At 50.8% G+C, this 13,368-nt stretch carries 12 protein-coding genes; 11 read left to right on the forward strand and 1 reads right to left on the reverse strand.

Annotated elements, in window-relative coordinates; all coding sequences use genetic code 11:
• Positions 1-104 precede the first annotated feature (104 nt).
• A complete protein-coding gene (locus tag L3069_RS10845; RefSeq protein WP_038416057.1) occupies positions 105-1,544 on the forward strand; it encodes a tagaturonate reductase in 1,440 nt (479 codons plus the stop codon).
• A gap of 201 nt (positions 1,545-1,745) precedes the next feature.
• Positions 1,746-2,660, forward strand: a complete 915-nt coding sequence (locus L3069_RS10850; protein WP_038416058.1) for a bestrophin family protein — start codon at positions 1,746-1,748, stop codon at positions 2,658-2,660.
• On the opposite strand, the gene L3069_RS10855 is transcribed toward L3069_RS10850, so the two are convergent.
• The gene (locus L3069_RS10855) at positions 2,648-3,196 is read right to left on the reverse strand and encodes a GNAT family N-acetyltransferase (RefSeq protein ID WP_023300104.1); all 549 of its coding nucleotides are present in this window, start codon (positions 3,194-3,196) and stop codon (positions 2,648-2,650) included. The two genes, L3069_RS10850 and L3069_RS10855, sit on opposite strands and share 13 nt — an antisense overlap.
• Positions 3,197-3,640: 444 nt before the next feature.
• Here L3069_RS10855 and L3069_RS10860 point away from each other — a divergent pair, with 444 nt between their 5' ends.
• The 9 genes from L3069_RS10860 (at position 3,641) to L3069_RS10900 (ending at position 13,362) form a co-directional block, all read left to right on the forward strand.
• On the forward strand, positions 3,641-3,973 hold the full coding sequence (locus L3069_RS10860; RefSeq protein WP_023300105.1) for a hypothetical protein: 333 nt from the start codon (positions 3,641-3,643) through the stop codon (positions 3,971-3,973).
• A gap of 497 nt (positions 3,974-4,470) precedes the next feature.
• Positions 4,471-5,115: a CPBP family intramembrane glutamic endopeptidase gene (locus tag L3069_RS10865; protein WP_023300106.1), complete on the forward strand. Its 645-nt coding sequence runs from the start codon at positions 4,471-4,473 to the stop codon at positions 5,113-5,115.
• Positions 5,116-5,186: 71 nt separating this feature from the next.
• Complete coding sequence (locus L3069_RS10870) at positions 5,187-6,383, forward strand: HlyD family efflux transporter periplasmic adaptor subunit (protein WP_309148956.1); 1,197 nt, start codon at positions 5,187-5,189, stop codon at positions 6,381-6,383.
• Positions 6,383-8,590 carry a peptidase domain-containing ABC transporter gene (locus L3069_RS10875; RefSeq protein WP_038416059.1) on the forward strand — a complete coding sequence of 736 codons (2,208 nt, stop codon included), beginning with the start codon at positions 6,383-6,385 and terminating at the stop codon, positions 8,588-8,590. Before L3069_RS10870 ends, L3069_RS10875 begins: the two co-directional genes overlap by 1 nt.
• An 11-nt stretch (positions 8,591-8,601) precedes the next feature.
• Positions 8,602-8,829: an N-acetyltransferase gene (locus tag L3069_RS10880; RefSeq protein ID WP_254909581.1), complete on the forward strand. Its 228-nt coding sequence runs from the start codon at positions 8,602-8,604 to the stop codon at positions 8,827-8,829.
• Positions 8,830-8,963: 134 nt separating this feature from the next.
• Entirely contained in the window at positions 8,964-9,959 is a 996-nt protein-coding gene (locus L3069_RS10885) for an alpha/beta fold hydrolase (protein WP_038416060.1), read from the forward strand.
• 44 nt (positions 9,960-10,003) lie between these two features.
• Positions 10,004-10,744, forward strand: a complete 741-nt coding sequence (locus L3069_RS10890; RefSeq protein WP_038416061.1) for a response regulator — start codon at positions 10,004-10,006, stop codon at positions 10,742-10,744.
• Complete coding sequence (locus L3069_RS10895; RefSeq protein ID WP_038416062.1) at positions 10,741-12,036, forward strand: ATP-binding protein; 1,296 nt, start codon at positions 10,741-10,743, stop codon at positions 12,034-12,036. Before L3069_RS10890 ends, L3069_RS10895 begins: the two co-directional genes overlap by 4 nt.
• A gap of 135 nt (positions 12,037-12,171) precedes the next feature.
• The gene (locus L3069_RS10900) at positions 12,172-13,362 is read left to right on the forward strand and encodes a cytochrome c biogenesis protein/redoxin (RefSeq protein WP_023300111.1); all 1,191 of its coding nucleotides are present in this window, start codon (positions 12,172-12,174) and stop codon (positions 13,360-13,362) included.
• Positions 13,363-13,368 lie beyond the last annotated feature (6 nt).

Raw genomic sequence — 13,368 nt, forward strand, 5'->3', positions numbered from 1 at the left:
TCGCGTCCTGAGTTGATCCAGACAGGGGTTCTGGTCCTGAAGTTTTGATAAGTTATCACACCAATCTTATCAGGCTGTATGACTAATCATAAAGGACCTCCATTGTGAACACACTCAACCGTCGTGATTTCCCCGGTGCGCGCTACCCTGAACGTATCATCCAGTTTGGCGAAGGTAACTTCCTCCGCGCGTTCGTTGACTGGCAAATCGACCTCTTAAACGAGCATACCGATCTCAATGCAGGTGTGGTGATTGTACGGCCGATCCAGAGTGATTTTCCGCCGTCGCTGAGCACCCAGGATGGTCTGTATACCACGATTATTCGTGGTCTGAATGAGGAGGGGGAAGCGGTAAGCGATGCGCGTCTTATTCGTTCCGTGAATCGTGAAATCAGCGTCTATAGCCAGTACGATGAATTCCTGAAACTCGCCCATAACCCGGAGATGCGGTTTGTCTTCTCCAATACCACGGAGGCGGGGATCGGCTATCACGCAGGCGATAAGTTTGACGATGCGCCAGCTGTCAGCTATCCGGCCAAACTGACGCGTCTGCTGTTCGAACGCTTTACCCACTTTAACGGGGCTGCGGATAAAGGCTGGATCATCATTCCTTGTGAGCTTATCGACTATAACGGCGATGCCCTGCGTGAACTGGTGCTGCGTTATGCACAGGAGTGGGCGCTGCCAGCGGCATTCATTGCGTGGCTGAATAACGCTAACACCTTCTGCTCGACGCTGGTTGACCGCATTGTTACCGGCTATCCGCGTGATGAGGTGGCAGAGCTGGAAGCCGGGCTGGGCTATCACGACAGCTTCCTCGACACGGCAGAACATTTCTACCTGTTTGTTATTCAGGGGCCAAAATCACTTTCAGCTGAATTGCGCCTGGATAAATACCCGCTCAACGTCCTGATTGTTGACGACATCAAACCTTATAAAGAGCGTAAGGTGGCGATCCTCAACGGCGCACACACGGCGCTGGTTCCGGTCGCTTTTCAGGCCGGGCTGGATACGGTAGGGGAAGCCATGAACGACGGGGAGATTTGCGCGTTCGTAGAGAAGGCTATTTATGAGGAGATTATTCCGGTCCTGGATCTGCCGCGCGACGAGCTGCACTCCTTCGCCAGTGCCGTAACGGGGCGTTTTCGTAATCCGTATATTAAGCATCAGCTGCTGTCGATTGCACTGAACGGGATGACCAAGTACCGCACCCGCATTCTGCCGCAACTGCTGGCAGGGCAGAAGGCGACCGGTGAACTGCCAGCACGTCTGACCTTTGCCCTGGCGGCGCTGATTGCATTTTACCGTGCCGAGCGCTATCCGGTGCAGGACGATGCGCACTGGCTTGAACGTTACCAGCAGCTGTGGACGCAACATCACGACAAACAAGTCACTACCCGTGAACTGGTATCGTCGGTGTTAAGCGTGAGCGAGCACTGGGAACAGGATCTCACTCTGGTGAACGGACTGGTAGACCAGGTTGCGCAGGATCTGGATGCAATTTTAAGCAAAGGCATGCGCGAGGCGGTGAAACCGCTCTGCTAATCATAATGCCCGGCGTTTGCCGGGTTTTTTACAGATCAGTGTTAGTTACAACATACTATACATCTTTTTTTTAAAAAGCACAGGCAGCACCATGCGGTGAGGGCTTAACAGGTCAGAAAATGCAATGAACTATTAACATGCTTGCAACCGTGATGAGGATCACGTTTAATAGCCGCGCTCTTTACTTTTCTGAAGCTGATTATGATTGTTCGTCCTCAACAGCACTGGCTGCAACTGATTTTTGTCTGGCATGGTTCGGTACTTCCCAAAATTTATACCCGACTGCTGCTTAACTTCCTGCTTTCCATCGCCGTGATTGTCATGCTGCCGTGGTACACCTCGCTGGGTATCCGCTTTACCGTCGCGCCGTTCAGCATTCTGGGCGTGGCTATCGCCATCTTCCTGGGATTTCGCAATAACGCCTGTTATTCGCGCTACGTTGAGGCGCGTCTGCTTTGGGGGCAGTTGATGATAGCGGCGCGCTCGCTGTTTCGCGAGGTAAAAAACACCTTGTCGGATGATAAACATCTTGGAGAGTTTGTACGCCTGCAAATCGCGTTTGCTAACTGTCTGCGTATGACACTGCGCAGAGAAACCAATGCCGATCAACTGTCCCGCTATCTGGCTCCAGACGATTTACGCAAAGTGATGGATGCCAACTCGCCGGCGAACCGTATCCTGCTGATCATGGGGGAGTGGCTGGCCGTGCGGCGGCGCAGCGGGCACCTTTCAGACATCCTGTTTCACAGCCTCAACAACCGCCTGAACGATATGTCCATCGTGCTGGCAGGCTGTGAGCGTATCGCTAATACGCCAGTCCCGTTTGCCTATACGCTGATCCTGCACCGGACGGTGTATTTGTTCTGCATCATGCTGCCGTTTGCGCTGGTTGTTGATCTGCATTACATGACGCCCTTTGTCTCTGCGCTGATTTCCTACACTTTTATCTCACTTGATACGCTGGCGGAAGAGCTGGAAGATCCGTTTGGGACGGAAGATAACGATCTGCCGCTGGACGCCATCTGCAACATGATGGAGCGCGATCTGTTGCAGATGAACGATGAAGAGAACATCCCTGAAAGGCTAATGCCGGATAAGCATTATCAGCTGACCTGACGGGCATTCCACTCGTCGCGGGTGATTTCCCACAGCTCCGAATCCAGCAGGCCGCTGACATAGGCTTTCTTCTCTGTCCTGATGAGTCGCATGCCGCTGCTGTCTGAAATACGTCGGGAGCGGCTGTTGGCCGCCGCTTTCGGCGCGCGTAACACCGCTTTGTTAAGCGTATTGAACCAGTAATCCGTTGCCGCGATACTCGCCTCACGCATATATCCCTGTCCCTGAAATTCCGGCGCGAGCCAGAAGCCCCGGTTGTTGTCTTCGACGTCGTACAGGCAAATTAACCCCATCAGTTCATCAGGCGCTTCGCGACGGCGAATCGTCCAGAACCACGCAATCCCTTTGGCCATGTCGGGCAGTGCAACGTTGTTGACATAATTTTCTGCACCGTTTTCCGGGTAGGGCCAGGGGACTGAAGCCACCATATAGCGGACAATTTCCCAGCGCGGATAGCGTTGCTGGATCTGGACGGCATCGGCGGCAACAAGGGGTTTAAGTAATAAGCGTTCTGTCGTAAGCGTGGGTATCGTCATCCGGTGATCTCCATATTTGAGCGTTATCATTTGTTTGGGTTCTGATATTTCATCAATATCACATTCCAGTTGGTCGTGCTTTTGTTATTCAGATTTATCCATAAAGGAGTATGTAATGCCAAGAAAAGCCAGGCCCGAAGAAGCCGAAACACTCTGGCACGTCCGTAACGAAGCGATGCGCCATGGCTGTAAAATCTGTTACGACGCAGAAGTGATTGCGCGCTGGACGTCAGAAAAGATGCCTGAACATTACCGTACCTCCAGGTCGATTTCGTGTTATAGGCCTGCCCATGCAGGAGCTGAACTGCTCCCAAATGGAGCTACGGTTTACGAAATTCAATAGCTTATTTACATTTGCTTACATAAATACACTTTCTTTACATTAAGTAATGTAAGATATTTTTTTAGCACAAAATGCAAAACTAAATTAAATGGAGATGATTTATGTCGAATATAAGAGCATTAAGCCTTAATGAGATAGCATTAGTAAGTGGCGGCAATGGAAGCGGTAATTATGAAGGTGCCGGTAGTCGTAACACCAGCTCTAAATCTGGTAATTCAAAAGGAAACAATGGCTCTATTTACAAGGGCGTTGACTCATGCGGCGCAGGAATCATCGGTGGTCTAATCGCCGGCTCTCCTGGGGGGCCAGTGGGTATGACCGCTGGGGTAATTGGTGGAGCTATAGCTGGCCAGTGCACAAAAGATAGTTTTTCAGATCGTGGTAGTAAAGATAAAAGTAATAATTACAACGGCCCCGGACAATGCCGTTGGTAAGTAATTTGAGTTGTGTGTGATAATAATTTAAAAGCTCATTATAACTGAATGTTATTCTAGGTGTTTCGATATTTAATGATTATTCGAAGTAGTCATGATGAGCTATTATTTTTGATAAAGTTAATGTAATCACAAGTATCGGGTTAAGCATGAAACAATTTTTAAATTTCCTAATTTACTTATTTTTTTTCATTATCGCATTTACCCTTTTGAAATACGCTGAAGTTCTTGAGTTTGACGAAGTATCACGGCCAGGGATTATATCAAGGTTTCTTATTGCGTTGATTGTATTAATAGCAGTAACTCGATGGGGCGTTAACTTGATGAATAGGTTTAAAAGTAAATAAAGTACACTCCGATAAAAATTGTTGTGTTGCAGAATGGAATCATTACAAATGTTCACTGAAGTTAAAGTGCATGATATCAAAAAATGATTACGATATCATAACCATATTTGTTGATTCTTATATAAAATATGAATTAATAATAGGTTGAACATGATAATCTTTAGGCATGTCTATCCATTCATTTATAGTAAGAAAAACGTAATTGTTCTTTTTATTGCGTCTGTTATCTCAATAATAATTACGTTATCGCCATCCATAACCCTCCGCTATCTTACTCTCGATGTGTCATTTTTCTTATTGTTTATTGCGGAATTTTCAATTGCATTTTTCTTGTATATTTTTTACTTAAGGAAGTTGGATGGTTTTAAATTACGCCCAAGTAGAGATTTAACTTCAATAAAATTTTCTATTGTTGTGTTGTTTGTCATTTTGCTGGTTCAGTATAATGTTTATCTTTACAGGGATAATTTATATCATTATGGACCTTCCCATATTAGTTTTATAGCATTTATAATAGCCACCTTCGTAGTCCCATATTATGAGGAGATTATATACAGGGGCTGTATCTTCGGTGTTTTCCACTCAATTTTTAATAAAAAGTATATTATCCCATGTATATTGACTTCATTGTCTTTTTGTCTGATGCATGGACAGTATTATAACATTTTAGATCAATCCATTCTTTTTTTGGTGTCAATATTGCTATTAATAGTTAGAATAAGAAGCAGAGGGCTTTTTTATCCTATTATAATTCATTCGTGCATGAATGCTTTTGTTTTGTCGTTAAATTTTTGAAGGGTATTTGGGATATGAATATCTTCAGGGAAGAGGCTTTAAATCATCAAACAGATTCTGATTATGGTTAGATTGTCTTACCTGCGTCATTCGGTTTATCAGTAAGCGCACTCACAACGTTATTCATATTTCTGTGCCTGATACTCTTTATTCTTTATGGTAGCTATACACGTAAGGCTCACCTTTCCGGAATCGTTATGCCCTCATCCGGGCTGGTAAAAATCACTCCTCAATATGCTGGCTACGTAACCAAATTGACCGCCTCAGAAGGTCAACACATTATTGCCGGTGAGACTCTTTATCATATCAGCGGTGAACATTTCAACGAACAGGGGGCAGGTACACTCGCTGCTATAAGACTTTCCCTACAAACTCAGTTTACAATGCTGACTTCTCAACAGACCCTGGAATTGCGTGACAACAGTCAGCAGCAGCATGCCATACAACAGCGAATAGTTTCCCTGAAACCTCAGGTTAAAAGTGCAGAAAAGCGTCTGTCACTTGCCGTGCATCAGGCTGCGCTGGCCGTGTCTGTTATGGAGCGCTATAAGAAACTTGCTGATACGCATTACGTATCAGATATCGAATACCAGCAGAAGCAGATTGACGTTTCAACGTCACAGCAAAACGTTGAGGATCAGCGTCAGGGGCTTCTGCAACTGCACACCGCGATGGAGGCTGCTAAAGACGACCTTGACCATCTCATCGTTCAGGGTGAAAGCCGGAAGGCTGAAATGGACAGGCAGTTGCAGGTTATCAGGCAACAGCAGGACGAACTGGCAGGTAAGGAAAATTTCACGCTGACTTCACCGGTATCCGGAACCGTTGCTGCCGTGCTGGTCAGACAGGGACAGTCTGTCAGGGCATCTGAACCTGTCATGACCCTCATTCCCGACAATGCCCGTTTGCAGATAGAACTCTATGCTACCAGTCAGAATGCTGGCTTTATTCAGGCGGGGCAGCGTGTTGCCCTGCGGTTCTCTGCCTTCCCCTATCAGAAGTTTGGTGTGCAGTACGGGACTATCCGTGAAATAAGCCATACAACGCTGACATCTTCTGATTTACTCTCCGTATCTCCTGTGACCTGGAAGGAGAATGAAGGTCATTACCGCGTCATCGTTGAACCTGAAAATACTTTTATTCTGGCTTATGGGAAACAGGAAGCCCTGCGCCCCGGCATGGTTCTTGAGGGGGATGTCAGCCTGGATACCCGCAATTTGTGGGAGTGGCTGACTGAGCCGCTCTGGAGCCTGAAAGGAAAGCTGTGATGGATACACTCAAATGGACCGGGAGAAAACAGCTTCCTCTCACCCGACAGACAGAGTCAGCGGAATGTGGTCTGGCATGCCTGGTCATGATGGCCTGCTGGCATGGTCTGCAAACAGACTTACCCACACTGCGCGAACGTTTCAGTATCAGCTCACAAGGGATGACCCTGCAGAGACTGACTGAATGTGCGGCCGGTATCGGATTATCCAGCCGGGCAGTTCGGCTGGAGCTTGAGGACCTAAGATCCCTTTCTCTCCCGTGTATTCTCCACTGGAACATGAATCATTTTGTTGTGCTACATAAAGTTCGCGGAAGCAGGCTGGTTATTCATGATCCGGAAAAGGGAAAAGTAACGCTCTCCCTACAGGATGCTGGAAAACATTTCACCGGCGTCGCGCTGGAGCTGATGCCAGCCAGTGATTTTACCGCTCGGGATGAAAGGAAAAAAATCCATCTGCGCCAACTGACAGGTAAAACACCGGGTCTGTTGTCGGCAATGTCGCGAATTATCGTTTTTGCCGTGGCACTCGAAATCCTGACACTGGGAAGCCCGCTTCTCAACCAGCTGGTGATTGATGAAGTCCTGGTGGCTGCCGACCAGAGTTTGTTGACCGTCATTATTATTGCGCTTCTGCTGATGTCACTGACCCAGATGCTGCTGTCACTGGCCCGCCAGTGGGCGAGTATTACACTGTCCGTCAATTTTAACATGCAGTGGACAGCACGGGTTTTCCATCATCTGGTCCATCTTCCTCTGGCCTGGTTTGATGCACGCAGTAAGGGGAGTATTAATGCTCGTTTTGAGGCGGTAGATACCATCCAGCAGGCGCTGACTACGCAAGTGCTGGAAGGTATTCTGGATGTGTTGCTCGTGGTGACTGCGCTTTGCATGATGCTGCTGTACAGTCCTGAAATGACATTGATCGCCGTACTTGCAGCCATTTTCTATGGTGTGTTGAGGGCACTGTGGTATCCGTCCCTTCGACAGTCGGCAGAAGATGCCTGGGATGCAGGTGCCAAGGAGTCCGGGCATTTTCTTGAAACACTCAACGGGATCCTCAGCCTGAGAATTAACGGTGTGACGGCACATCGTGAGGCCGCCTGGCTGAATCTCAACGTTGCCCGCAGAAATACGCAGTTGCGTCAGAGCCGTCTGCTGATGTGCTATGACATTGCTCACACTCTTACCGGCAGCGTGGTATCAGCAATCATTTTGTGGAAAGGCGCCGGGGAGGTATTGAATGGTACCTTCACCGTCGGCATGCTGGTTGCTTATTTATCCTATCAGACGCGTTTTTCTTCCAGTATCAGTAGCATGACTGATAAGTTTTTTTCCTGGCGTATGCTCGATGTTTACAACGAACGACTGGCTGATATTGTACTGACCCCGACAGAAGGCCTTCAGCAACAGCCTTTTCGTGAGCATAACAACGCTTCGCACATTCCTTCTGTATCCCGCAGGGAGATGGATGAATATGCTCATGCTCCTCTAGTACTTGAGCACATCATCTTCAGCCACAAGGGAGGGGAAAATCCGATAATCGGCGGGGTGTCGCTGACACTCAATCCCGGAGAAGTCGTTGCCATTACAGGTAAATCCGGATGCGGGAAAACGACACTGGTGAAGCTTATCCTTGGGATCCACATCCCTGATGAGGGCAGGATCAGGGCATTTGGCATATTGCATACGCATCCGGATTATTTTCAGGTTCGTCAGCGTATCGGTACCGTACTGCAGGATGACCATCTTTTCAAAGGTTCTGTAGCAGATAACATTATTTTTTTCAGTGATGACCGAAATTATAAACGAATGATCCAGTGCGCAAGACTGGCACTTATCGACAGCGATGTTATGGCAATGCCGATGGGGTATCAGACGCTGATTGGTGAAACCGGCGGAGGGCTTTCCGGAGGACAAAAACAACGCATTCTGCTGGCAAGGGCGTTGTACAAGAAACCGGGATTCCTGTTACTGGATGAAGCGACCAGCCACCTTGATGTTGAGAGTGAAATCCGGATAAGCCAGACCTTACGTCAACTGGGGCTTCCTGTTCTGCTGATAGCCCATCGCCCGGAAACCATAGCCTCTGCAGATCGGGTTTTGTATCTGGCAGACGGCTACTTAACGGAGCTGAATCTCCAGCATACAGTCAATAATGGCGAGTCTGTTTGTGAATATACTAATGACGTGATGGCAAAAAATTAACCTTAACGTACATAATTTTCGATATCCAAACTTACCCCTATCTGGAAGATCTATTTGTTGACGCTGCCGAACGTGGCGCAGGGGCGGGTAAAGCGCTTATCGACGCCCTGATCGATGAGGGTAAGCGGGAAGGGTGGTCAAAACTCTACTGGGTAACCCGCATGCACAATCCGGCGCGTAAGCTGTATGACCACTATGGTGAAGCCGACGATTACGTCCGGTACCGAATCACCCCTTAACCGGGTTTGTATCACACTGTATCTGCGTCTGTGATACATACACAGGTATGCAATAAAACCGCATCTGCACACATCCTTTATACAAACGCATGGTGTTATATCTCCGTCAACTGAACTCACCCGGAGATAACATCATGTTTAACAAACTCGCATACTCAGCAGTCGCCCTGACCGTTTCGCTTGGCACCGTGATGTCCTGTCAGGCGGAAGCGATGGGCAAGGATTACGCGTCGGCCTTCAACCAGGTAAAACAGATTAACGCTGGCGATCTTAACGTCGGTTATGTCGATATCGGGCCGAAAGAGGGGCAACCGGTGATCCTGCTGCATGGCTGGCCGTACGACATTCACAGCTACGCTGAAGTGGCCCCCGCGCTGGCCGCGAAAGGGTATCGTGTCATTGTGCCGTCCCTGCGCGGGTACGGCACCACGCGCTTTATTTCTGATAAAACGCCGCGAAACGGCCAGCCTTCGGCAATGGCGAAAGACATCGTCAACCTGATGGACGCCCTGGATATCAAACAGGCGGTGTTTGCCGGTTATGACTGGGGTGCACGTACGGCGGATATCGTTGCGGCGCTCTGGCCGGAACGGGTGAAATCGCTGGTCTCGGTAAGTGGCTACCTGATCAGCAGCCAGGCGATTGGCAAACAGCCTTTACCGCCGAAGGCAGAAGTTCAGTGGTGGTATCAGTTCTATTTCGCCACGCCGCGCGGGGCGGAAGGCTATGCTAAAAATACGCACGATTTTGCCCGGCTGATCTGGTCCCAGGCTTCGCCGGACTGGAAATTCAGCGATGCCACCTTCAATGCCAGCGCCAAATCCCTCGATAACCCGGACCACGTTGCCGTCACGCTCAGTAATTACCGCTGGCGTCTGGGTCTGGAAAAAGGGGAGCCTAAATATGACGCCTATGAACAAAAACTGGCGACGCTGCCGAACATTACGGTGCCGACCATCACCATCGAAGGCGGTAATAACGGGGCGCCACACCCTGCACCTGCGGCCTATGCCGGGAAATTTACCGGAAAATATGAGCACCGTACTTTCGGCGCAACGGTGGGCCACAACCCGCCGCAAGAAGATCCGCAGGACTTTGTTAAAGCCGTTGTCGACGCGGATAAGCTCTGATATGTGCTATTTTCAATCCGTTACCTCTTAATCAGGAGCCTGCGGTGGAGCATATTAATCACATCCTTGTCGTCGATGACGACAGGGATATTCGTGAACTGATTGTCGATTACCTCGTGAAATCCGGCTATCACGCCTCTGGTGCGGCGAACGGAAAAGAGATGCGCATGGTGCTCGACAAACAGCATATCGACCTGGTGGTGCTGGACGTGATGATGCCCGGTGATGATGGCCTGACGGTGTGTCGACAGCTGCGCAGCAGCAGGCATAAGGATCTGCCGATCCTGATGCTCACCGCGCGCAACGAGGACATGGACCGGATCCTGGGGCTGGAGATGGGCGCCGACGATTATGTGGTAAAACCGTTTGTGGCCCGCGAACTGCTGGCGCGTATCAAAACTATCCTGCGCCGTTTTCGTACTATGCCGCCTAATCTTCAGGTGACCGAGGCAGGGCGCCTGGTGGTGTTCGGTGAATGGCAGCTGGATACCGTGGCGCGTCATCTGATTGATAACGAGGGGATGGTTGTGGCGCTCAGCGGGGCGGAATATCGCCTTCTGCGTGTATTTCTCGATCATCCTCAACGGGTGCTGACCCGCGATCAACTGCTGAACCTGACGCAGGGACGTGATGCCGAGCTGTTTGAGCGTTCGATTGATCTCCTGGTGAGCCGCGTGCGACAGCGCCTGAATGAAGATGCCCGCTCGCCAGCCTACATTAAAACCGTTCGCAGCGAAGGCTACGTTTTTACTATGCCGGTGACCATCGTCGAGGCCAATGAATGACGCTGTGGCCCCGCACCTTACTGGCCCGGCTGCTGATCATTGTGCTGCTTGGACTCTTGCTGGCTAACGCGCTCAGCCTGACGCTGGTCATGGTTGAGCGAATGCACAGCGCGCGCACGGTTATGCTGGGCAATCTTGAGAATGACGTGGCGACCAGCGTGGCCATTCTCGACCGGCTTCCGGCCAAAGAGCGGCCAGAGTGGCTGGAACGGCTCGGTCGCGGTAATTATCGTTATATCCTTGGTCCCGGCGAGGCAGGCGCTGCGCCAATGGACAAGCGCTCGCGGGATGCGATTCGCACCCTGAAAGAGACGCTTTCAGTTCAATATCCGCTCCAGTTTACGGCAGTGCCGGGGCCTGTTTCCCACATTCAGGCCCATCTGACGCTCCGCGACGGCGCACCGCTCACTATCGATCTGATCCCGCGCATGCCGCCAGTCGCCAGCTGGTTACCCGTGGTGCTGGTTCTTCAGTTGTTACTTGTCGCGCTCTGCTCCTGGATTGCCGTGCGCCAGGTTGTCCGGCCTTTCCTGCAATTCACGCGCGCGGTTGATTCCCTCGATCCTGCGGCCCATTCTCCTATGACTGAAAAAGGTCCGGTTGAGGTGCGACAGGCGGCGCAGGCTTTTAATGAGATGCAGTCGCGGATACAAACTTATCTGCGTGAACGCGCGCAGATTCTGGCGTCCATTTCTCACGATCTTCAGACGCCCATCACGCGTATGAAGCTGCGGGTCGAAATGGCGGATCAGCCCGAACTCCACGATAAGTTGTTGAGCGACCTGGATAATATGTCGCGCCTGGTACGAGAAGGTATTGCCTATGCCCGGTCATCAGAATCACTGAAAGAGACCACGCTCAAGCTGGAGCTAAACGCGTGGGTTAACAGCATCGCCAGTGATTATCAGGACATTGGTAAAAACGTGCAGTTTCATGCACGCAGTACACGTCTGCCGATCGTCACCCGCCCCCAGGCATTGCGCCGGGTAATGACCAATCTGCTGGATAATGCGCTCAAGTTTGGCCATAGCGCGGTAATAGAGATTGATGAAGATGAAAGGCATGTAGCGATCCGCATTATGGATAACGGCCCCGGCATCCCGGAGGCAGAACTGGGGGCGGTGTTACAGCCGTTCTACCGGGTTGAAACTTCGCGCAACCGCGAAACGGGCGGCACCGGGTTAGGCCTCGCCATTGCCGCGCAGCTCACCGCCCAGCTTGACGGGAAATTGCATCTTGCAAACCGGGCAGAGGGCGGGCTAGCCGTAAGCGTGACTCTTCCGCGCGTTTAATTGTACGCCTGTGTATCTGCGCGCCGTGCGGATATGAAGGCAGACAAAATTCAGTTTTTTGCACACGGCCTGAACACATTCGCAGGGTGAAATGACCTCACTGCACCTTCGCAGCAACTGTATCGTGAGGTCGTTATGTTTCTGATAATCGCTTTTTTAGGCGGCATGATTAGCCTGCTCAGTCCGTGCACGCTTCCCGTTATTCCTCTGCTGTTCGCCGGCTTTCAGGGGCAGCGCAAACACATTCTGGCGCTTCTGGCGGGAATGATAGTGATGTTCACGTTTGTGGCGATGGTAGTAACGGTTGCCAGTGACTGGATCGCTGACGCCACCGTTATCGGTCGCTGGATTGCGCTGCTGGTACTGAGCATTGCCGCCCTGGCCCTGATCTTCCCGCAGTTCGCTCAGCGCATTGCCAGCCCGGCGGTCAGCGCGGGGAACGTTCTTAACACCCACAGCGTTCAGCGACACGGCATGTTTTCGGCTTTTCTGGCAGGGCTGGCCGTTGGACTTCTGTGGTCCCCCTGTGCAGGACCGATTCTCGGGGCGATCTTCGGCATTAACATTACTGGCCACTCGGCCATCGCAACCGGAGCGCTGTTAGCCGCTTACGGCAGTGGGTGCGCGTTGATGCTGGGGCTGCTTGTCGCGGGTGGCCGTAAGCTGATAACCCCTCTGAGAGCCAAATCCGCATTGATGGAGCGTCTGCGTCAGGGCGCAGGGGTGATGATGTTAGCCGCCGTGGCTTTCAACGCCTCAGGAATGACGTCAGTCCTGAAAGGCGCCAGCGGTATTACCGACCAGCTGGAAAACGCTCTCTTGAGCCTTGCGCAACCAACCTCCACGCAGGTGAAACTGCGACCGATCGCTGACGCAATGCCGAGCAGCCAGCTACCGACATTAAGCGGCGGTACGGGCTGGGTAAACGGTGACCCTGTCACGTCTAAGGCCTTGCGGGGGAAAGTTGTGCTTATCGATTTCTGGACCTGGGACTGTATCAACTGCCAGCATACCCTTCCGCATGTTCGAGACTGGGCGAAGAAATATGAGTCACAAGGTCTGGTGGTGATTGGCGTCCACACCCCTGAATACCCCTGGGAAAAGCCGTTATCATCGGTGAAAAACGCGGTCAACGAATGGCAGTTGCCGTACCGCGTAGTGACGGATAATAACTACAAAATCTGGAGCGCGTTCGGTAATCAGTACTGGCCAGCACATTACTATTTCGATGCGAAAGGACAACTGCGTTACACCTCGTTTGGCGAAGGCAACTACGACAAGCAGGAGGCTGTAATTCAGCATTTGCTCAAGGAAGCGCGTTCCTGATTCGGC

This window comes from Enterobacter cloacae complex sp. ECL411, assembly GCF_021869665.1.
Taxonomy (GTDB): domain Bacteria; phylum Pseudomonadota; class Gammaproteobacteria; order Enterobacterales; family Enterobacteriaceae; genus Enterobacter; species Enterobacter intestinihominis.